Source organism: Arthrobacter sp. P1_B9, from assembly GCF_056406495.1.
The window spans coordinates 535102-557227 of the sequence record NZ_JBFUAA010000001.1 but is presented as its reverse complement, the minus strand read 5'-3'; the positions used below and the strand labels follow the sequence as shown (position 1 = coordinate 557227).

The window sequence follows — 22126 nt, the reverse complement described above, 5'->3', positions numbered from 1 at the left end:
GACCGGGAGTCCACTGTGGACTGCTGAGTCGCACCTGACTTTCTGCGGTCCGTGTTGGCAGCACATGGTTAGCCGTTCGGACGGGCGTCGATAACGACGCTCTTCTCGGGCCAGGCACACTCGAACGAGACGCTGCCGCCCCCACTGTGTTGTGTTTCGGCGCGTCCCGCGTGGGACATGAGGGTGGATCCGTCCAATGAGTAGAATCCAAGATAGGTGCGCCGAACTGGCCTTCCGTCGCGGGCCATCCTGTAGTCGCGTTCCATCGTCTCCTTGGCCGCTCTGACAATCCAGAATAGCGCTTTGCCGTGTTGCTGAAGGACCGGAACCACGCTGGAGAGCTCTATGTGCGCAGTGTTTGGGCCGTCGTTGCGGACGGAGAAATTTTCAATACTGACGCCCTCCGCCTCAGTCCCCCACCGGAACTCCTCTAGCTGCTCGACGTCAAGCAGCCGGCACATGGCCGTCGAGGGAATTATTCCAGAAAGATGGCGACTCTCTGACTGGTCCCGGTCCCCGCTGGTGCCATTGTAAGTAGTGGTGGTGATCTCGATTGGGACCGGAATCCGCCGACGGCCCCATTCATCGAGAGTGGATGCTTCAGGCCAGGCCGATGCGTAAGGATGATCCGCCAAGAAAAGGCCGTATGGATCACTGCTCTTCGGCACATCCGCTTGGGAATCGAGGTCGGCGGCCCAGTCCAACAGCTCGGGCAGCTTCTCGGCGTCGACCAGGTACGAATCCACCTGAATCCAAACTTGATGCTGGGGTGGTTCGAGCGCGGCCTCCTCCGGCAGCAGTGGCTGGGTCCACCCAAAGTTTCCCTCCAACAGCATCCATTTGGCGCCGTCCTTGGGATTTGTCACCATCATTAGGGTCTCGACCTTTGGCATGGACGCGTCGCCGACTGGCCAGTCCGGGTCGAGGGATGACGGGAACTCAGGCGAAACAGGCGCGAACCAGGACGTCGCGCTATCCCTGAATGATCTGCTCTCTGGGGCTTTGAGAAGAGCGCTCGGGTCGATGTCGGGCGCCCGGACATCGAGCGGACGCTGATACTCCGTCCGTTTGTCATCGTTCGATCCGGCATCCAGCGGATAACGGTCGAGAATCCGTCCCAGCGTTTCGAAGTACGCGATCCACTGGTACTTTTTTCCGATCCTTTCGGTCTTTTTGTCAGACGAAGGCTGCCACGAGATGGCCTTGTCGGCTCGTCCGAATCGTTCCGGGGTCCAACCAAGGTCAAGCACCCGGTCAAAAATAATCCGAGAAATAAGGTCGTTATCCACCCCCGCGGGAAGATCAACGTCGCTCAGAGACGTGTCGATGACGTACTTACGGAAATCGTCGAAGTTGGACATCACACCGATGCTGGAGTACGGGTAATCCGGGGGGCCCGTCATTGCTCCGGTTTCTTCCGCCGACCGCACGGATGCTGGCCACATGGACTCGTAAGGCGGCGAAACCACGTCGCTGAGGGCACCGTCCGGACACTCCCAACCCAAGTCCAGAGCCCTGTCCAAGACACGCCGGGCATAGTCCCGCGAGAATATATGCACAGGCCAATAGCCCCGTCCGACGGTGTAGTCGAACACTGCCTCAGCGACCAGGAAGACAGCCGCTGTATCCCGGGTCCTCAGGCTTAGACCACAGGCCACGGCCAACAGTCTTTCCTCAACGTACGGGTCATTGACGTCGCGGAAGTCGTTGAGAACGGTACCGAAAAGAGCTGGAGCCCCCTCCAACACCGAAATAAGCGCTTTCGTGGCGTTGTCGCGGGTCGGGCGATGGCTGGAAGCGAATGCCCATGCCAGAACGTGGGCCGTGAGGAGCCTCGAGTCGTCGTCGGCTGATCTGGCAGCCGACGACCATGCCCACGAGATCAGTTTCTGCAGGGGCGCACGCTCCCCCGGCTCCGCGTTGCAGTACTGAGTCCACGTCGCATCGCGATCCGGCAGGCTGTACTCGAACAGCACGTCATGGAGCCATAGGGCATTGGTGGCATGGTCCGGAATCGTCGCCACTTGCAGCAGCGCAGTCATGGTTTCGTGCGAGTAGTCATCACTGTTCCACAGTGACAGAACGATTTCCCGGGTGCGCTCGTTAAGGGCCGACCGCGACCTCCACGCGAGGCTCTGCAGGAACCCTATGTTCAGCTCGTATTGAAAGCGGTTTGAACCATCCTCCACGGCGTCCAGCAGCTCAACACCGTGCACCTCGGGAAGGATTGTCGCCAGCGCATCCAACACCCCAGCGTGCGAGTACCACCGTGATGCCATTTCTCTGCACCGTTCAATGGACTCCTCCGACTCGGAACTGCAAATCAGGCGCGCTATCGCAGCGTCGCCCAGTCGTTCGTAGGCAAACCTGATCGATGCCCCATCACTCGATTGCGACTCAGTGAAGATTCCCTCGTGCAGCAGGCCACGAAGCAAGCTGCTGCTCCAACTACGGCCTGGCAGGAAGGACTGAATGATTTTGCTGGCGGTTGCCCTCGGCAGGAACCGTCCCTGCTCTCGCATTGCGAGGGAAATACCCTTCACGGCCGCCTGGACGAGAGCGTCCTCGGCATCGTAGTCGCAGCGGTCAGGGCTACTCAGCGTCCGATTGACCGAGTCCAGGAGGATGTCGTAAGTCCAGCTCAGGCCTAGACCCGTTCGCGGAAATCTCCTGGCACCGCTCCTTTGCAGTGCCCTACAAAGCAACTTGAGAAAAAGGGGGTTGGTGAACTCGAGATCCAACAGCGGGAACGACGGCACTTCAATGTCGTACCAGCTAAGGAACTCTATGATGGCGGCGTCAGCGACTTCAGCGAATCCCTGATGCACCTCTCTTTCCAATTCCTCGAGCACATGCTCGGGGATACTGTCACTCAGGAACTCGGTGCGGCAAGAAAGTACGATTCTAAGGTTGGGGAAGCGCTTGGCCTGGTCAAGGAAGCTGGCCAGGTGATGCGTCCAGATACGGCGGTCTTCTGCCTCATTGAGCGCGTCGATAACTATGAACCCGACTTCCCCAAGGGCTTCACATGCGACGCTGAATGTGGCGAGGAGCTGACTCGCAGGCCCGTTGAACCCAACTATGCGTCCAAGCTCGGCTTCGATGGACCCCGACTGAAAGTGCTCCCCTAAAGCAATCAGCGTGGGTAGGCCCTGCCGCGTTCTCTGGCTCGCCAAGTCGCACAAGAGATGGGTCTTGCCCGAACCCCCTGTACCCTCGGTCAGCAGAGCAGAGTTCGAGGAATGCTGCCACCCGCGACTCCGGCTGAACCGTTCTATCCCATGCAGCGTTGACCCTACTTCCCTGACTCGCGAGTGAAGACTCGCGGCCTTGTCATAGTAGAAGCCGTCGCGTTCGGAATGCTCTGACAGCAGCCGGGCCACCGTGCGCAGATGCGACTTTGCGGTTTGAAGAGCGGCGCTGACATCGGGCAGGTTGATTTGAGGGTTGAGCGCAACATCTCGAGCGGTCTCCAGCAGTTGATCCGTGTGGTCCAATGCGGCGTCCGCCGCTGTGGTGGCGTCCCTGAAATCGTCCCGGCGCTCGTCAGGAATCGCAAAACCGTAGCGGCGGGACTTGCGGAGGGCGGCGAGCTGGTCGCGGATCAGGGACTGAAGGCCTGCCGTGCGGCCCAGGCCTTCGAACGCTTCAGACATCGGCAGCACAACGTTGAGTTCGGGTGTGTAACGCGGGCCAGCAGCTGCCAGGCATTCGGCTGCAATTCGTTCAAAATCGTTCAGAGAGAAGCCATCAAGGTCAAACCAGTATCGCAGGCGTCCGACCTGGTCGGGCCGGCTCAAGAAGTGATGGAGTTCCGACTCTCCGAAATATTCAAACAAGACTTTGCGATCGAGGGCGGCCGCCTCAGCCGTCCACTTCTGCACGTGTTCGTTCCACTTAGTGTGCGCGCTCTTCGACCGGGCGGTGTCACCTGACGGCCGATCGTATGGCAGGAGGACCAGATACTTCGTGAGGTTCGGCTCCCGATCGAGCGCGCGCTTGATGGATTCCCCAATGGCCGCGAACTCCGCGGAATCGAGTTGGAAGAAGAACTTGGTCTGCCAGGCCCAGACCTCGCCGTTGGGCAGGATGCCCCGTCCTTCCCGACCGCCATCCGGGTTACCGAAGCGCTCGAACCGCGTCCCCGGCGGAAAGCCGATCAGCCCCTCACGCATTAGCTGCGAGACGATTTCCTCAAAGCCTCCCGTTTGAGATGGCGGGGTGCCCCAGGACCGGATTTCGCGGAAGTTGATGTTGGGTAGGAGCGCCATCCCCCAGGATCCTCTCTGTACCCAGTGTTTCCAGGTGCCTCCCAAGGATAAGTGGCGACGGACTCCGAACACCGGGCCGGCCGTTTTGCGTCGGTACCGTGTCGAAGGATTGTCTCCGCAACGCGGACGCGATCAAGGGCTGCACCCAACAGCTCTACACGAGGGCTCCTGTTCCATGACTAATCGGTGTTTCGCTGACGACCTGCCGAGCCGGACTCCGGCAACTCAACCCGGGGCGCTATTATTCGTAGGGCTTTTCAAAGTAGAGCGAATAGGGGCGCAGATGCAACAAATACGTGAACATGCGGACTACGAGGCATTCTGCGCATTGGCGCGCTTGGCTCTGGAACGCACGGCGGATCGCCTACTCGCCAATTCGTTTACGGACCTGCTTCCGTTGGACAGCAGGTGGCACCCCAACGGCTTTGCGGTGTTTCATGTGGACGATCATCACGACCTTGGACAACTGCGCCTCCATGTTTGGCCGGACACTGAGAGGGTTAGGCGGCTCGACGACGCCCCGATTCATACTCATGTTTGGCACCTCTGCAGCCGCATCTTGGTTGGGACCTATTCCGAGACTCTCTATGAGACGTCAGGTCCCGGGGTGAGCGGAACCACGGAATACCACAGCGCTGACATCGACTACCTAGTCGACAAAGATACTTTCACCGCGCACGGCAAAGCGTTTCTTCGGCCGGTTCTGACGACCAATGTTTCCGGGAGTGGGTTCCACGAGGTTCCCGCAGATGTCCCCCACGAAACGCACATAGGGGAAAGGTCATTCGTTGCGACTCTATTGCTCACATCTCCCCCAGTGTCGGCACGGGCCACAATGTACGCATCGGATGAAATCCGGCCGAGTACATACGAGCGTCCCGCACTCAGCTATGAGCAGAAGAAGGGGCTCCTTCGTCGTTTGGAGCAGGAACTCAGGATGAGGGTATCGCGTTGAGGGCAGTTCGCATCTGGGCACTACATGGCCTTAAAAAATTCCTCAAGCGCATCGATTTCTGGGCCCTGATCGTGGCTGCTGCCTATTTCACGTTCGCAGGCTTGACGGGCAAGCGATACGAGGAACTAATCCCCATCATCGTTGCACTGCTTGGCTTGCTCGCGGTATCCCAATTCAGAAATCGTGCAGATGTCGTGGACGAGGTCAAAATGTGGAAACGGGAAAGGACTGACCTCTTTTCGTCCAAGTTCCCGCAAAGATATTTGGATGCTCAATCCAACGTCTCACACAGCTACTTCTACACGGGTGCAACGATGCGACGCACGATAACGAACATGCACGAACACCTCATGCGCATCCTGGAACACCGCGGTTCAGTTCACATACTCTTACCAAACCCCAGTAATGAGCGCCTGTTAGAGATAATTGCCGAGACTCATCCCACCAAGGATGCCCAAGGCATCAAGGCCGACATCGAGAATGCGCTGCGGCTCGCCCAAGAGTTGGAACCAGGCAAAGGCGACGTCAAAATCCGCACTATTGACTTCGTGCCACATATCGGAATCAATGCCATGGACGTCGACTTGCCGGACGCGTTGATCATGGTCCAGATGTACGAGTTTAAAGGGAAATCCGAACGTGCGCCGATCTTCCTTCTGGACAGAGATGACAAGGAGTGGTTCAAGCACTTTAAGGAGCAGATCGATCGCCTATGGGATAGCGGCACGGACTACCCGCCTACTATGTCGCTCTAGCCTCCGCAACCTTTGGCCATTGCCCGCGACGCGGCCACGGTGGCTGCTCAGTCATGCCACCATGCAAGCAGACGGGCGGCTGGATGTCTCCCATACCCGAAGGCGTTGCGTGACGGGAGCCGGAAAACGCAACGCCTCGCCAAACTGGAGGCCTGACATCGAAGAGACGGACGGAGATTGAAACGGGCCTCTATCGGCGGACGTCGGCGGCCCGTTCCAGGCGGTCCAGGCTGGCCGCACAGGTTCTTGAGCTCGAGTGCTCCGGCCCGAACGTCTCATGGAAGATTGCCAGTGCCTCGGTGTAGTGGGCCGTGTTTATTTGACCCCTTCAAACTGTGGCAACCGGGTTTCCCGGACCATGTCTTCATCCCGAATTTCCCAGTGAGCAGACAAGCTGCGGGTATCTCGAAAGCCGCTACGAAGAATGCCCTCGCTACTCCGAAAAGACGATCGCGGTAACTGGCTTAGGCCCCGAAGCGCCTCGATACCAGTTCATCGACTCTCGACATGTGCACCGGCAATGCCCACGTACGCCTTGGCCCGCGTTAAAACACTCGGGAAACGCCTGTCGCCTCGTTACGCAACAGGACGACCGCCGTCGATGACGATGAACTCTTCATCAACGAAGACCGCTCCAACGCAGCGGGCCAACGCCCCCGGCCCCCGGAGGGGATAGCCAAACGTGATAAGTTCGCGCAATGGAGAAATACCGGGTTGAGCAGATCTTCACGCCGACGAGCAGAGCACGTGCTAACTATCTCGATCGGGCGGATCTCCACAACAGGATGTATGACGCGCTGACAACGCCTGGCATGCAGGTCGTGATCTACGGTGAGTCCGGTGCCGGCAAGACGACGCTGTTGCGCCGCAAACTGGAGGACTTTGGCAAGGAAGCGATCACCACGCGATGCACCAAGAACTCGACCTACGAGACTCTCTTGTTGGATGCCTTCGATCAGTTAGGGGCCACCGAGGCACAAGAGGTCATCTCAGAGGACGGCCAAAAAGCTAAAGCCTCATTGACTGCTGATCTGAAGGTTATACGGGGCCTGCTCGAAGGCACCATTCACTCAACTTCCACAACCAAAGAAGAAAGAATCTTGCCGCCGCAACTGACCCCCCAAAGGTTGGCAAAAATGTTGGGCGCGCTGCATATGCACTGGGTAGTGGAGGACTTTCATAAAGTCTCGGAAGATGTCAAGGAGTCCATCGCTCAAGTTCTCAAACTTTTCTGCGACGCCTCGGAGGACTCCGGCGATGTGCGGATGGTTCTGGTTGGTGCCGTGGAATCCGCCTATCAGGTTGTGAAGGCTGACAAGGAGATGCGACACCGGATTACCGAAGTCGAAGTCCCAGTCCTTGGGGACGACGAGCTGCACGCACTGATCGAACAAGGGTCGCACCTTCTCAACGCAGACATGTCAAAAGTCGCTGACGAAATCGTTGACTTGTCTAGTGGGTTGGCGAAGGTGTGCCACAGGCTTTCGCTTGAAGCATGCAGAAATGCCGGCATATACGATACCGGAGAGCATACAGAAGTTGTTACCGCCGAACACCTTCGGCAGGCAATCAACTCGTACATCTCTTCCTCATCGGATTCGCTGAGGGAAATTTTTGACAACGCAGTGAGCCGCAAACGGGTCAGAAAATACGACAACGGGGGACTGATTATCCGAGCCTTGGCTGCTGGCCCCAAGGTAGGAATGACACACTCGGAGTTGCTCGCGGAGATACGCAAAACTGAACGGGATTATGTTCAGAGTAACCTCACCGTCTACCTCGGCCGGTTGACCCAAGGCGATGAGCCCATTCTTCGGAAGATCGGTAACAACCACTACCGCTTTACGGAGCCGCTGTACCGCTCTTATGCTCAGTTCCGCTTTCACGGCGAGGTTCAGATCGACCATGACCTAGAGAAACTCTTTGAAGCCTTGGAGATTTCCTGGGCATAAACGGTCAGCGGCGCATGGTTGACAGGTATCCCGATCTCTGGGCCCACGGGGTCGGCTACAAGGTCCGCACGCCGACCGGATCGAAGGGTCACCGGGCAGGCCAGAAGCCACTGGGGGCGACCAACCTGGTCCCCCTGCCCTCTGGCGAACTCGTCAAAGGTTGGGCATGGGGCCACTCTCTTCCTTATAGGTTTCGCGGGATAGGTTCCGCGGGACGGGGAGTCCCTGGCGCAGCAAGCGCCTCTTCCATTCGGTGAGAGTGCTTGCGCGCTTCGATGAGTTGCATGGCCAGCAGGCCGGAACGATGTTGCCGATCGAGTGATCGCCTCCGCGGGACAGTGGAATCACATGCTCGCGGGTCAGGTTGCCCGCGCGTTCGCCACAGAAGGCGCAGCGGAAGCCATACCGTCTGAGGACCCGAAGCCAGTCCCGGAACGTGAAGACAAACGACCTCGCGGCACGGCGGCGGTGTTGTGTCTCCGCCGATGCGTTGCGAACGTATTCGAGGTGGTCCAGCCGGTACTCGGCCATCCGGGCAAGCTCGGCCTCCCGGTTGTCCACATACCACAGCATGGTCGTGCAGTCCTTGCTGCAGCAGCGGGCGTGCGGGGCCCGGCCTTCCATGGAGGCTCCGCAGTACAGGCACTTCGGAAACTCGCGGCGGACATCTTCCCGCCGGGCTTCACGTTCCACCTTCTCGGTGACGGAGTAATTGGCGCGCCTGCGCTCCCCCAGGTGCTCCTTATTCAGCACCCTGTAGTGGTCGTCCCAGCACTTTCGGGAGCAGTACTTTGACCTCCCCTTGGGGAGCGGGTCGCCGCAGTTCAGGCAGGCGGGCGCAAGCTCGGCGCGTACCGCCTGGCGGCGGAGCCGCTTATTGTTTCTTCTTTGGCACTCCCTGGAGCAGTACTTGGAGTGTCTGGGGGGGGGCAGTGGCGCGGAACATCCGAGGCACAGCCCGTTCGGACTCGAACCAGTCATCCACCAAAGGTATACAGCTTTCGTGCGTATTCCTTGGCCGGATTCTTTCCGGACTCGGCGCAGGCGACCAGGGCCATGTAGGCGAGGAAGCCTGCGGCGAAACGATCGATCTTCCGCCGGGAGAACGTCCTGTTAGCTCAGGTTCATGCTCAAATGGAAGTGCTGCCGGTGCCGGGCGTCAGCGGCAGCACTCAGGGAATGGATGTGCCTTGGGCCAGCGCAGGACGCTCCGTTCCGTTGTGGCCGACGCCACCTGAGTCGGCCCCCCCCTGAAGGGCTCAGACCAGGTCAGCCGTTCTCCCGGCCCGGCAGCGGGCCGCCCTTGAAGAATGCCTCATACTCGGCCCGCACCCCTTCGTCGACCTCGCTTGGCCGTACCGAGCATGGTGCGGTCGCGTTTCGGCCCTGAGATCCAGAACTCCTCTCCGTTGTCGATGTCGTAGAAGTTGGCATCAAAGTTCGCGTAGGCAGGCCTGTTACCCGTTCCAGCCTACGACCCCAGAAGTATGCGGGCCTCCAGGATTTAGAAAACCGCAACCAGGTGACCCAGGCTGGGCCCGGAGACGTAGTTTTCTCCCTCGTCAGTCCAAATACCTATCTCGGCGATGAACGTTCCTTCGCCGTGCACCTGGTCGAGGGCTATGACCCGGAAGCCCTGTTCATGGTTTTCAAGGAGAAGATGGCGGTCGAGTGGTAACCGCTTCAGAACCGAACTGGGCGCAGTGAACGAGGACTTTGCTACCCGGTGTGAGGTGGCCAAAGACTTCTGCCCCCACGACTCGGCGGCTAGCACTGATGGACGTCCATCAGTTGCTCCTGCGGCAACCCAGTCATCCTGCGTGGCATCGGGCTTCCGTGACCGCCATGACTCATCAAAAAAGTCCGCCGCATCTGTCTTACTTTATCAATTGTTAATTTGTGGAAAATCTATACGGAGAATTGTTAATTTTCAGCTGTTCTGGACACCGGCGCCGTAATAACGAGGGAGACGAGCGGCACCGTCAGCAGCAACGACGGAAAAGTGAATGCGACTACCGCACTCCCCTCGCCGTAGCCGTTGTCACGGTCGGATGGCGGGATGGCCCTTCACTTTAGACTTTTGCGCCGCCGGATCAGGCCGCGCACCGGCAAGGGGGCTGCGGACGGTCACCTCTCGTGTAGCCACGCCCTGGTAAATGGTCTCGGTGGGGCTCAGATCACTGGCGAAGTCGGGACTGACCACCGAGCGTTCAACTCTGCCGTCCGGTCAGGGGCGTCCCCGGCACTCGGAACGCCAACGTGCCACATCGAGCCCCAGAGGCGGTTGCATCCCGGGATGCTCACAAAGTGGGCCCTGCACGATTCACCGTGCAGGGCCCGCTCTAGTGGCAGCTATTTGGAAGACTTCCAACTAGACCGCCCGTTTCTTCCAAACAGGATGCGATTCTTCCAACTAGGTCTACACCTCACAAGCTGGCCAAGTACCGTGAAACGTGGCCAGCTAAATTGGAAAATGGCCAAGTGCCGTGGAACCTCACAAGGAGGACGACGACAGGAGGAGAAGAAGAGAAGACTAGAAGTCCCAGTCGTCATCCTCAGTGTTGACAGCCTTGCCAATCACATAAGACGAACCCGAACCCGAGAAGAAGTCGTGGTTCTCGTCCGCGTTGGGCGACAGGGCCGAGAGGATCGCCGGGTTCACGTCGGTGACCGAGGCCGGGAACATGGCCTCGTAGCCCAGGTTCATCAGGGCCTTGTTGGCGTTGTAGTGCAGGAACTTCTTGACGTCCTCGGCCAGGCCGACGGAGTCGTAGAGGTCGTGCGTGTACTGGACCTCGTTCTCGTACAGCTCGAAGAGCAGCTCGAAGGTGTAGTCCTTGATTTCCTGCCGGCGCTCCTCGGAGACCTTCTCCAGGCCCTTCTGGAACTTGTAGCCGATGTAGTAGCCGTGCACGGCCTCGTCGCGGATGATCAGGCGGATCAGGTCGGCCGTGTTCGTCAGCTTGGCCCGCGAGGACCAGTACATCGGCAGGTAGAAGCCCGAGTAGAACAGGAAGCTCTCCAGCAGCGTGGAGGCCACCTTGCGCTTGAGGGGATCGTCGCCCTGGTAGTAGTCCATGACGATCTGGGCCTTCTTCTGAAGGTTCTCGTTCTCGGTGGACCAGCGGAACGCCTCGTCGATCTCCTTGGTGGAGGCCAGCGTGGAGAAGATGGAGGAGTAGCTCTTGGCGTGCACGGACTCCATGAACGCGATGTTCGTGTATACAGCCTCTTCATGCGGGGTGAGGGCGTCCGGAATCAGCGAGACGGCGCCGACGGTGCCCTGGATGGTGTCCAGCAGGGTCAGGCCCGTGAACACGCGCATGGTGAGCTGCTGCTCGTCCGGGGTCAGCGTCGCCCACGACTGCACGTCGTTGGACAGCGGCACCTTCTCCGGCAGCCAGAAGTTGTTGACCAGGCGGTTCCAGACATCCACGTCCTTGTCGTCCTGGATGCGGTTCCAGTTGATCGCCTCGACGTGGCTAAGCAGCTTGACCTTTTCGGTCATGTCATCCCCTAAATGTTGGGTTTAGTTCTTAGTTAAAGCGTACGACGGCGGGCGGGCGCCCGCCGTCGTACTGTCACGATTTAGTTGAAGCTACAGCATGCAGCTGACGCAGCCCTCTACCTCGGTCCCTTCCAGCGCGAGCTGGCGGAGACGGATGTAGTAGATGGTCTTGATGCCCTTCTTCCAGGCGTAGATCTGGGCCTTGTTGATATCGCGCGTGGTGGCGGTGTCCTTGAAGAACAGCGTCAGGGACAGGCCCTGGTCCACGTGCTGCGTGGCTGCGGCGTAGGTGTCGATGACCTTCTCGTAGCCGATCTCGTACGCGTCCTGGTAGTACTCCAGGTTGTCGTTCGTCAGGTACGGCGCCGGGTAGTACACGCGGCCCAGCTTGCCTTCCTTGCGGATCTCGATCTTGGACGCCACCGGGTGGATCGAGGAGGTGGAGTTGTTGATGTAGGAGATCGAACCGGTGGGCGGCACAGCCTGCAGGTTCTGGTTGTAGATGCCGTGCTCCATGACGGAGGCCTTCAGCTCGCGCCAGTCATCCTGGGTGGGGATGTGGATGTTCTTGAACAGCTCGGCGACCTTCTCGGTCTGCGGGACCCAGTCCTGCTCGGTGTATTTGTCGAAGAACTCGCCGGAGGCGTACTTGGACTTCTCGAAGCCGCCGAAGGTCTGGCCGGTCTGGATGGCCAGCAGGTTGGAGGCGCGGACCGCGTGGAACACCACCGAGTAGAAGTAGATGTTGGTGAAGTCCAGGCCCTCTTCGGAGCCGTAGTGGACCCGCTCGCGGGCCAGGTAGCCGTGCAGGTTCATCTGGCCGAGGCCGATCGCGTGGCTCTGGTCGTTGCCGCGGGCAATCGAGGGCACCGAGGTGATGTTGGACATGTCCGAGACGGCCGAGAGGGACCGGATGGCCGTCTCGATGGTCAGGCCGAAGTCCGGCGAGTCCATGGTCTTGGCGATGTTCAGCGAACCCAGGTTGCAGGAGATGTCCTTGCCGGTCTGGTCGTAGGACAGGTCATCGTGGTACGTGGTGGGCTGGGAGACCTGGAGGATCTCCGAGCACAGGTTGGACATGATGATCTTTCCGTCGATCGGGTTTTCCCGGTTCACGGTGTCCTCGAACATGATGTACGGGTAGCCGGATTCGAACTGGATCTCGGCGAGGGTCTGGAAGAACTCGCGCGCCTTGATCTTGGTCTTCTTGATCCGGGAATCGTCCACCATCTCGTAGTACTTCTCGGTGACCGAGACGTCGGAGAACGGCATGCCGTAGACCTTTTCGACGTCGTACGGGGAGAACAGGTACATGTCCTCGTCCCGCTTGGCGAGCTCGAAGGTGATGTCCGGGATGACGACGCCGAGCGAGAGGGTCTTGATGCGGATCTTCTCGTCCGCGTTCTCGCGCTTGGTGTCCAGGAAGCGGTAGATGTCCGGGTGGTGCGCGTGCAGGTACACCGCACCGGCACCCTGACGGGCACCGAGCTGGTTGGCGTAGGAGAAGCTGTCCTCGAGGAGCTTCATCACGGGGATGACACCGGAGGACTGGTTCTCGATCTGCTTGATCGGCGCGCCGACCTCGCGGATGTTGGTCAGCGCGAAGGCGACGCCGCCGCCGCGCTTGGAGAGCTGCAGGGCGGAGTTGATGGACCGGCCGATCGACTCCATGTTGTCTTCGATGCGGAGCAGGAAGCAGGAGACCAGCTCGCCGCGCTGGCGCTTGCCGGCGTTCAGGAACGTCGGGGTGGCCGGCTGGAAGCGGCCTTCGATGATCTCGTCCACCATCTGGGTGGCGAGCTTCTCGTCGCCGCGGGCCAGGTGCAGGGCCACCATGCAGACGCGGTCCTCGTAGCGCTCCAGGAAGCGCTTTCCGTCGAACGTCTTCAGCGTGTAGGAGGTGTAGAACTTGAACGCGCCGAGGAAGGTCTCGAAGCGGAACTTCTTCTTGTACGCGCGGTTGTAGAGCTCGCGGATGAAATTCATCGTGTACTGGTCGAGGGTTTCGCGCTCGTAGTACTCGTTCTTGACGAGGTAGTCGAGCTTTTCCTCGAGGTCGTGGAAGAACACGGTGTTGTTGTTCACGTGCTGCAGGAAGTACTGGTGCGCGGCCTCGCGGTCGGCCTCGAACTGGATTTCCCCGTTGGGGCCGTAGAGGTTTAGCATGGCGTTCAGCTCGTGGTAGCCCAGGCCCTTGTAGGCGGCCGGCATCTCGTGCTTCTTCTCAACAGCGGCGGCGGCGGCTGTGCCGGTGCCCGTGTGCAGGCCTGCGCCTTCAGTTACTGCTTTGTCTGCGACAGTCGTGTCCAAAACTCTTCCAATCCTTGTTGTACGCGGTTGACGTCTTCCGGCGTCCCCATGAGTTCGAAGCGATATAGGTGCGGGACCTTGCACTTGGCGGCGATGATGTCCCCTGCCATGCAGTAGTTGTCCCCGAAATTGGTGTTTCCTGCGCCGATCACTCCGCGGATCAGCTTCCGGTTGCCCGGATCGTTCAAAAACCTGATGACCTGCTTTGGAACAGATCCCTCTCCCCCGGTGCCTCCATAGGTCGGGAGCAACAAAACGTAGGGCTCCCGGGCCACCAGCGGAGCGTCCCTCGGGTAAAGGGGGATCCTGGCGGCGTCGACGCCCAGCTTCGCAACGAAGCGTGCGGTGTTTTCGGAGGTGGAGGAAAAGTAGATGAGCCGGCAGTGCGTGGTGGTGGCCGGTGCTGCTGTGCTGACCGCTTCCCCGCCGTCAGCCGTGGCAGCCACCCGATCTTCAGTTGTTACAGCCACGGTGGTCACCTCATCTACCGTGAATTCTTCCCTGGTAGCGGCGTCCTGGGCTTTTCAGGCGACAGGGCGTTTCAGGCTACAGCGACGGCGGCAGCCTGCGCCAGTTCTTCGATCTTGTCCGGGCGGAAACCTGACCAGTGGTCCTGGTCGGTGACGACAACGGGGGCCTGCATGTAGCCCAGGGACTTCAGGCGCTCAAGGGCTTCCGCGTCCTGGGAAATGTCGACGCTCTGGTAGGCGATGCCCTTCTTGTCCAGCGCGCGGTAGGTCGCGTTGCACTGAACGCAGGCCGGCTTCGTGTAAACCGTAACGGTCATGGTCCTGTCCCCTTTGTTGAAGTCTTCTGTGGAGCGCAATCCCGGCTCCGGATGTCCCGCGCTGATGCTCTGCTGGAACTGTATGTCGATACTACATGTAGTGCAAGAGCCTCATGTGGACCCCAAGATGATGTATTACAAGTATGTCATTTAACCCACCTTTAATCCACAGGAGGGGGCCCTCCAAATGTCCGGATTTCCGCCATTTTGGCGGACGAAATCCACACCCTGTGGAGTAGTTAGCCACATTAATCACGCCCGCGTGTCGCACCGCAGACGGCGTGTCGCGCGCCGCCGCGGGGACCCGGATTGGTGGCGCCGGCCACTACATCTGGTGTCCGGGCACACGAAAGAGGCGGGCACCGTGGTGCCCGCCTCAAGCGATTCGTGATTGTTCTAACACCGGGGCTAGGAGGCGGAGTCGAGCACGATCTGCTGCACGTCGAGGTAGCCCGTTTCAAACCCGGCCCGGGAGTAGCAGAGGTAGAACAGCCACATCCGCTGGAAGACCGCGTCGAAGCCCATGGCCCCCACCTCGTCCTCGCGGGCCATGAACCGCTCTTCCCAGAGCCGCAGCGTCTGGGCGTAATGCTCACCCATGGCGAGGCGTTCGCGGACGCGCAGTCCGGTCTGCTTCGCCGTGATGTCCTCGATGGCGCGGACGGACGGAATGACCCCGCCCGGGAAGATGTACTTGTGCACCCAGGTGTAGCTGGTGCGGGTGGCCATGAGCCGGTCGTGGGCGATCGTGATGGCCTGGATGGCCACCTTGCCGCCCGGGGCCAGGACCCGCTCGATGGTCTGGAAGTAGGTGGCCCAGTATTCGAAGCCGACGGCCTCGATCATTTCGACCGAGACGACGGCGTCGTACTCGCCCTCCACGGCGCGGTAGTCCTTGAGCTCGATCGTGACGGCGTCGGCGTAGCCGGCCTCGGCCACGCGCTGGCGGGCCAGTTCCTGCTGCTCGCTGGAGAGCGTCACGGAGTAGACGGTGGCGCCGCGGGCGGCGGCGCGCAGGGCAAGCTCTCCCCAGCCGGTGCCGATTTCCAGGACCCGGGTGCCTTCCTTCACGCCGGCCTTGTCCAGCAGCCGGTCAATCTTGGCCCGCTGCGCTGCGGCCAGCCCGTCCCAGGCCACGTTCCGCAGGGCGTCGCCGCTTTCCGGGAAGAGGGCGCTGGAGTACGTCATGGTGCTGTCCAGGAACGAGGCGAAGAGCTCGTTGGAGAGGTCGTAGTGCCGGGAGATGTTGGAGCGGGTGTTCTTCTCCGTGTTCCGTTCCCTGCGCGGCTGGCGCGGCAGGTACAGGCCGCGCAGCTTCTGCAGCGGCTCGGGAACGAGCGTGCCGACGCGGGAGGCAAACACCTCCATGACGGCGGTGAGGTCATCGGCGTCCCAGTCTCCGGCCATGAAGGACTCGCCCAGGCCGATCAGGCCGCCGTCGCCGAGGCGGGTGGCGAAGGCAACGGGTCGGTTGATGGTCATGACGGGATAGCCGGCGGCAGCCTGGTCAGAGTCGGTGCCGGCGGGTACCTGGTCGGAGGGAGCCGTGCCCAGTGCTGCTTTGCCCAATACTGTGCCGTCCGGGTACCGGACTTCCAGCGGCAGCCTGCGCACGGCCGCCTTGAAGATGGCGTCCGCAGCGCGTCCGGCCACACGGGCCTTGAGGCTCGAGGGCACCGTGGCGATGCTGGGCCAGATGGCGGCATCGATGGTGGCGGGAGGCTGGGGAACGGTGTACGGCACCCTGCTGGTGACGAGCCCGCTGTCGACGGCGCTGCGGGCAACTGCGCTGCCGTTTACTGCGCTGCTGTGAGTGGTGCCCTGTGCCCGTCCCGTACCGGATCCGGTCGCTTCGGTCATTGTCACTGAACTGCCTCCTGTGAAGGGTGGTGTGGTTTTTTGATGATGGGCAGGCGGCGCGCCCACAGTTTGATGCCCTGCCAGCGGATCTGCGCCGCGACACGCAGCGGGGCCGCGGGTACGGCGAGCGCCGCGGACACGATGTTCCGCACGCTTGCTTGGTGCCGGACGCCGTCCATGGTGGCGATGAAGGGCTGCTGTCCCTCCCGTTCCAGGACGATCGATACGGCGAGCCGTTCGCCGGGTTCGGGGAGCTTCATGCGGTACTCGCCGTCGACGTCGTTGAACGGCGAGACGTAGAACGCCTTCGGGACGCTCGCCCTGCCCGTGGCGTCGGTTTCGAGGAGGTAGCAGTGCCGCTCCCCGTACGTGTTGTGGACCTCGGCGACGACGCAGCGCAACTCACCGGAGGCACTATGGCACCAGAACACGCTCAGCGGGTTGAACACGTGCCCGAACACCCGGGCGCTGGCAAGCATGGTGATGCGCCCGCCGTCGGGCTTTATCCCCTGGGTGGCAAGGTAGTTTTCCACGTTGCCGCGCAGGGTGCCGTCCGGATCACCGAGGTGGTCCTCCACCCGGAATCCCGCCAGCGGCCGCAGCAGGCGCGGCAGCTGCGGGAGATGGTCGACGTCGACATACCAGCTGTAGCTGCGGTAGGTAAACGCGTTGCGCAGCGGAGTCCGCCGCACATGGGCGATGGCAGTGCGGTAGATGGCCGCGCCGTGGAGGCCGGCCGGATGGATGGTGGCCGGCGCGCTCATGGCACCTCCACCGCAGTCGGCGGAACTGCGGCCGACTGAACTGTGGCCGGTTGAAAGTCCGGGTCCACGGCCACCGTGCCGATATTAACGGGGAGCTGGTCCCAGTCGCGGCCGAGCCGGGCGGCCGCTTTGAGGCCGGACAGGGCGCCGTCCTCGTGGAATCCCCAGCCGTGGTACGCGCCGGCGAAGGCCAGCCGCCCGTCGCCGAGTCCGAGGATCCGCTGCTGCGCCGCCAGCGACTCCGGGGTGTACTGCGGGTGCTCGTAGACCATCCGGTCCTGGACCGTGGCGTCGTCGATCAGTTCGGATTCGCCGAGGCTGACGATGTACCGGCCGCCGTCGACGGGTTCCAGCCGCTGCAGCCGGGTCATGTCGTAGCTGACCAGGACCTTGTCCGGCCGCGCGTCGCAGGACGGCAGCCGGTAGTTCCAGGAGGCCTGGGCGTTGGGGCTGGCCGGCAGCACGGCCTCGTCACGGTGGAAGAGCGTCTGGTTCACCGAATACGGCATGCCGCCAAGGGCGGCCCTCTCGGCGGCCGAGGCGTCGGTGAGCATGCGCAGGGCCTGCGCCGGGTGGGTGGCGATGACGACGGCGTCAAAGGTCTCGCGCACGGTCCCGGCGCCGAGAGCGGACGTGACGTCAACGCCGTCGGCGTGCCGGTGCACCGCGGTGACCGGACTGGCGAGCCGGATGTCCGGCAGCGTCGCGGCGACCTTGTCGACGTAGCTGCGCGAGCCGCCGGTGACGGTCCGCCATTGCGGGGAGCCCTTGACGCCGAGCAGGCCATGGTGGCCCAGGAAGGTGAACAGGTAGCGGGCCGGGTAGGCAAGCGCGGTGGTGGGGTCGCAGGACCAAACGGCGCTGACCACGGGGGTCATAAAGTGCGAGATGAAATAGCCGCTGAACTTCTCCTGGGCCAGGAACTCCCCCAGGGTGAGCTCGTGTCCGGCGAATGCCGTGCCTGTGCCTGCGGCGGGTTCGGCCAGCAGGGCGCGGGCCCGGCGGTGGAACCGGGTGATTTCCAGCAGCATCCGCAGGTAGCGGCCACGCAGCAGGGTGGACGGCCGGGGAATGATCCCGCGCCCCTTGGCCCGTGCGCCGGCGTATTCCAGCCCGCAGCCGTCGCAGCGGACGGACATGCTCATTTCGGAGTCCTGGGTTTCGACGCCGAGCTCGGCGAACAGGCGCAGGAGCGTGGGATACGTCCGTTCGTTGTGGACGATGAAGCCGGTGTCCACGCCCAGCGTGGGTCCGTTCTGCTGCGGCACATCGTGGGTGTGGGCGTGGCCGCCGAGCCGGGAGTCGGCCTCGAAGAGCGTTACCCGGTCCTGCCCGTTCAGCACGTACGCGGCGGTCAGCCCCGCCACTCCGCTGCCGATGACGGCGACGCGCCGGCCTGCCGGAATCCCTGCTGCTTGCGACACTGATCTGCTCCTGTTGTCTGGCCCGAAGTCTCTTATGGGCAATTCGGTGCCGTCGGGCGGCCGGATGAGTATGAATGTGGGATTTTTCAGTTCTGCTGTCAGACCCTCGCCAGTGACGCCGTCAGCTGCCACTCGAGTTGGGTTCCTCGGATTCTCCTGCATGGGCCCGGCCGCGCAGCGCAGACTTTCCGTGCGGACCTTCCGGCAGACACATCAGCACGCAGCCCGGCACGGCCGCCGGAGGGCCGGATATGCCACAATGAAGCGGGAATTCCGGTCCCGTCTCCGTGGACCCGCAACCAGGCGAAGGGCAACCCTTGATCAACCCCGTCCATCTCCGGACCCTTGTGGAAGTGATCCGGCTTGGATCGTTTGCGGCCGCCGCCACCCGGTTGGGCTACACGGCTTCGGCCGTCTCCCAGCAAATGTCGGCACTGGAACGCGACACCGGCGTCACCTTGTTCCAGCGCGCGGCCCGCAGCATCCAGCCGACCGAAGCCGCCATCGTCATGACCCGGCACGCCGCCAAGGTCCTGACGGACATCGAGACGCTGATGGCCGCCGCCTCCCGGGCGCAGGAAAGTCCCAGCCAGGAGCTGCGGCTGGGCATCTTCCCGAGCCTCGCCACCTATGTGCTGCCGCCGATCCTGCGGAACCCGGCCTGGAAGAAGCTCGGCATCGACCTGCGGGTCTCGGTCGCGGAACCGGCCCAGACCATCCAGGGGCTGCGGACCGGCGGCGAACTCGACGTCGCCCTGGTGTACCAGGTGGGTCAATCCGGCCTCGCCTGGCCGCACACCGTGGACCGGCAGTGGATCGGCGACGACGACTTCCGCGTGGTGCTGCCGGCGGCCTGGGGCATCGGCACGGATTCCAAGGTCGCCGCGCCGCACCTATCGGACATGCCCTGGATCATGCACCACCCCGGCACGTCCGACGCCACGGTGATTGAACGGCTCTTCGCGAGCTGCAACCTGCACCCCCGCGTGGTGGCCTACAGCGATGACTTCCACGCGAGCCTTGAGATGGCGGCCGCCGGGCTCGGCGCCGCCCTGGTCCCCGACCTCGCCCTGCGGCACCGGCCTGCCGGCGTGGTGGTCCTCGATGTGCCGGAGATCCGGCTGGCACGGAATGTTTTCGCCCTGCTGATCAACGAGAAGCGGACGGCCCAGGTCCAGCTGTTCGTGGAGCTGCTGGCCGAGACGATGCACCGGCCCGGGACCACGGGAAGGGACTGAGCCGAAGGGACCGGGCTGAAAAACCGGACGGAAAGGACCAGGCGGAACGGACCGGGCAGCGGTGGGTCGAGGTCGAATGGGCCGGCGTGGAGGCCCGGTTAGGCCGGCGCCGTTCAGCGCTTCCTGGCCCGCTTCCCGACCGGCGCCACGAGTGCGTCGATGATCCGGTGCTTGGTCCGGGTGTACGGCGGGTAGATCAGTTCCAGCGTGTCCGGCCACAGCGGCTTGTCCAGGGTGGGGCGCTCATGCGAGAACGTCCGCACCGAATGTTCCCCGTGATAGGCCCCCATGCCGCTGCCGCCGACCCCTCCGAAGGGAAGCCCGGGGACTGACAGGTGGGCCGCCGGTACATCGAAGCACAGGGCCCCCGACGAGGTCCGCCCGGCGAAGGCGCGGCGCGTCTGCGGATCGTTGCTGAAGACGTAGAGTGCCAGCGGCTTGGCGCGCCCGTTGACCTCCTCGATGGCCGCGTAGAGCCCGTCCACGGGCACCAGTGGCAGCAGGGGTCCGAAGATTTCTTCCGCCATGACGGCGTCGCCGGGCGCCGGGCGCAGCAGGGTCGGCGCAAAGTAGCGGCTGGCGGCGTCGCGCTGTCCGCCGTGCACCACCGTGCTGGCGTCGGCGAGGGCCGCGAGCCGTGCGAAGTGGCGGTCATCGACGATCCGGCCGTACGACGGGCTCGCCGCCGGGTCAGGTCCGAAGAGCGCCGTAACGGCCTTGATCAGCTCGGCCTGCAGCGGCTCCAGGACCTCCTCCCGGGCCAGGACGTAGTCGGGTGCGACGCACGTCTGCCCGGCGTTCATGAACCGGCCCCAGGCGATGCGTTTGGCCGCCGTGGCCAGGTCCGTGGATGCATCGACGTAGGCCGGGGACTTGCCGCCGAGCTCCAGCGTCACCGGGGTCAGGTGCTCGGCCGCCGCGCGCATGACCACCTTGGCCGCGGCTTCTCCCCCGGTGAAGAAGATGTGGTCGAAGCGTTCGGACAGGAGGGCGGTGGTCTCCGGGATGCCGCCCTCAACCACTTCGGCGGCGCCGGCCAGGTATTCGGGAATCCAGCGGGCCAGTACGGCCGAGGTGGCCGGGGCATGTTCGCTCGGCTTGAGGACCACGGTGTTTCCCGCGGCCAGGGCGCCGGCGAGCGGGGCGAGCAGCAGTTGCAGCGGGTAGTTCCACGGCCCGATCACCAGCACCACGCCCAGCGGGGTGAGTTCGGTCCAGGCGCGGGCCGGCCGCACTGCCAGCGGCACCGGCACGCGGCGGGGCCGGAGCCAGCCTTCGAGGTGCCGCTCCAGGTGCGCCGCCTCGGCGTCCACGAACCCGATCTCCGCGAGCTGCGCCTCGGTGTGGTGCTTGCCCAGGTCGCGGGAGAGGGCTTCGGCGAAGTCCGCGTGCCGCTCCGCGAGCATGCGCCGCAGCCGGCGCAGCTGATCCAGCCGCCAGGTGAGCGGGCGGGTGGTCCCGGCGTCGAACGCGGCCCGGGCACGGCCGACGGGTGAGATTACATGCTGCATCCGATCAATGTACAGTCATGCGGCCGTCCGCCGGTCCGGTACCGGTGACTCCGGTACGGAAAACCCTGCCAACGCTGGAATGGTCCGGTTTTCAGGACTATGTTGAAGATATGAACAAGGTAGCGAGCAAGCACTTCGGCGAGGTCGAGCTCAACCACGGACGGGAGCATAATCTCACCGCCACGCATGAGCTGGCGGGCCAGACCGTGGAGCTTGACCTGAATGTCAACGCGCATGACCATTTCGATGAAGCGGCCATGCATAAAGTTGACTACCGCCTGCGCTTCCTGCCCGAACTCGTGGACCAGGTCCGCGAAATGATCGCCGAGGAACTGGACCAGGAAGGCACCAGTCCGCAGGAGTACCGCCACTTCCATTGCAACGCGATCAAGGACGAACACCTAAAGAAGGTCTTCGGCGTCGAGGACAAGAGCCAGCTGACCGACGAGGTCTTCCTCAAGGCGCTCAAGCTCGGCCACGTGGGCATCTACCCCGGCCAGCCGGAACGCTACTTCGTCCTCGATTTCACGCTGGGCCAGCACTTCACCGACGAGGTCCTCGTCGCTTCCGCGGATGAGGACGGCGTCGTCGACGACGAAATCCTCTGGGAGTCCTGACCCGGGCATCCTGAGTCGCTGGCAGTCCTGCATCGACTGCTCCGTAGATGCCCTTCCGGGCGCTCAAAACGGCGGCTGCCCAGCAATCGATGATCAAGTACGTACGACGCCGGCCGGTCACCTTGGAGGGTGACCGGCCGGCGTCGTTTGTGCGTGGAGCGGGCTCCTTGACGG

15 protein-coding genes are annotated in these 22126 nt (G+C 62.5%); 5 read left to right on the top strand and 10 right to left on the bottom strand.

Features of this window, described 5'->3' with window-relative positions:
* Positions 1-68: 68 nt before the first annotated feature.
* The gene (locus tag AC1D1A_RS02415) at positions 69-4271 is read right to left on the bottom strand and encodes an NACHT domain-containing protein (protein WP_476947051.1); all 4203 of its coding nucleotides are present in this window, start codon (positions 4269-4271) and stop codon (positions 69-71) included.
* A 951-nt stretch (positions 4272-5222) separates the two neighbouring features.
* On the opposite strand from AC1D1A_RS02415, the gene AC1D1A_RS02410 reads away from it, so the two are divergent.
* Complete coding sequence (locus tag AC1D1A_RS02410) at positions 5223-5981, top strand: hypothetical protein (protein WP_476947050.1); 759 nt, start codon at positions 5223-5225, stop codon at positions 5979-5981.
* A gap of 698 nt (positions 5982-6679) precedes the next feature.
* Complete coding sequence (locus AC1D1A_RS02405) at positions 6680-7933, top strand: AAA family ATPase (protein WP_476947049.1); 1254 nt, start codon at positions 6680-6682, stop codon at positions 7931-7933.
* Between the two features lie 153 nt (positions 7934-8086).
* On the opposite strand, the gene AC1D1A_RS02400 is transcribed toward AC1D1A_RS02405, so the two are convergent.
* The gene (locus AC1D1A_RS02400; RefSeq protein ID WP_476947048.1) at positions 8087-8686 is read right to left on the bottom strand and encodes an HNH endonuclease; all 600 of its coding nucleotides are present in this window, start codon (positions 8684-8686) and stop codon (positions 8087-8089) included.
* Positions 8687-9455: 769 nt separating this feature from the next.
* Between AC1D1A_RS02400 and AC1D1A_RS02395 the strand changes: the two genes are divergently transcribed.
* Positions 9456-9611 carry a hypothetical protein gene (locus tag AC1D1A_RS02395; protein ID WP_476947047.1) on the top strand — a complete coding sequence of 52 codons (156 nt, stop codon included), beginning with the start codon at positions 9456-9458 and terminating at the stop codon, positions 9609-9611.
* Positions 9612-10466: 855 nt separating this feature from the next.
* On the opposite strand, the gene nrdF is transcribed toward AC1D1A_RS02395, so the two are convergent.
* The 7 genes from nrdF to AC1D1A_RS02360 all read right to left on the bottom strand — a co-directional run bounded on the left by nrdF (position 10467) and on the right by AC1D1A_RS02360 (position 18586).
* Positions 10467-11441, bottom strand: a complete 975-nt coding sequence (nrdF, locus tag AC1D1A_RS02390; protein WP_223916933.1) for a class 1b ribonucleoside-diphosphate reductase subunit beta — start codon at positions 11439-11441, stop codon at positions 10467-10469.
* Between the two features lie 90 nt (positions 11442-11531).
* A complete protein-coding gene (gene nrdE / locus AC1D1A_RS02385; protein WP_476947071.1) occupies positions 11532-13652 on the bottom strand; it encodes a class 1b ribonucleoside-diphosphate reductase subunit alpha in 2121 nt (706 codons plus the stop codon).
* Between the two features lie 68 nt (positions 13653-13720).
* Positions 13721-14125: a class Ib ribonucleoside-diphosphate reductase assembly flavoprotein NrdI gene (gene nrdI, locus AC1D1A_RS02380; protein WP_223916943.1), complete on the bottom strand. Its 405-nt coding sequence runs from the start codon at positions 14123-14125 to the stop codon at positions 13721-13723.
* 167 nt (positions 14126-14292) lie between these two features.
* Positions 14293-14538 (bottom strand): glutaredoxin-like protein NrdH, encoded by a 246-nt coding sequence (gene nrdH / locus AC1D1A_RS02375; RefSeq protein WP_018773329.1) that lies wholly within the window; start codon positions 14536-14538, stop codon positions 14293-14295.
* A gap of 408 nt (positions 14539-14946) precedes the next feature.
* Entirely contained in the window at positions 14947-16404 is a 1458-nt protein-coding gene (locus AC1D1A_RS02370) for a class I SAM-dependent methyltransferase (RefSeq protein ID WP_476947046.1), read from the bottom strand.
* On the bottom strand, positions 16401-17162 hold the full coding sequence (locus AC1D1A_RS02365; RefSeq protein WP_476856893.1) for a DUF1365 domain-containing protein: 762 nt from the start codon (positions 17160-17162) through the stop codon (positions 16401-16403). The genes AC1D1A_RS02370 and AC1D1A_RS02365 overlap by 4 nt, the downstream gene beginning before the upstream one ends.
* Positions 17159-18586: an NAD(P)/FAD-dependent oxidoreductase gene (locus AC1D1A_RS02360; protein WP_476947045.1), complete on the bottom strand. Its 1428-nt coding sequence runs from the start codon at positions 18584-18586 to the stop codon at positions 17159-17161. Before AC1D1A_RS02360 ends, AC1D1A_RS02365 begins: the two co-directional genes overlap by 4 nt.
* A 317-nt stretch (positions 18587-18903) precedes the next feature.
* On the opposite strand from AC1D1A_RS02360, the gene AC1D1A_RS02355 reads away from it, so the two are divergent.
* Complete coding sequence (locus AC1D1A_RS02355) at positions 18904-19824, top strand: LysR family transcriptional regulator (RefSeq protein WP_476856895.1); 921 nt, start codon at positions 18904-18906, stop codon at positions 19822-19824.
* A gap of 113 nt (positions 19825-19937) precedes the next feature.
* On the opposite strand, the gene AC1D1A_RS02350 is transcribed toward AC1D1A_RS02355, so the two are convergent.
* Positions 19938-21335: an aldehyde dehydrogenase family protein gene (locus AC1D1A_RS02350; RefSeq protein WP_476947044.1), complete on the bottom strand. Its 1398-nt coding sequence runs from the start codon at positions 21333-21335 to the stop codon at positions 19938-19940.
* A gap of 110 nt (positions 21336-21445) precedes the next feature.
* On the opposite strand from AC1D1A_RS02350, the gene AC1D1A_RS02345 reads away from it, so the two are divergent.
* Positions 21446-21952: a DUF2004 domain-containing protein gene (locus AC1D1A_RS02345; protein ID WP_026537142.1), complete on the top strand. Its 507-nt coding sequence runs from the start codon at positions 21446-21448 to the stop codon at positions 21950-21952.
* Positions 21953-22126 lie beyond the last annotated feature (174 nt).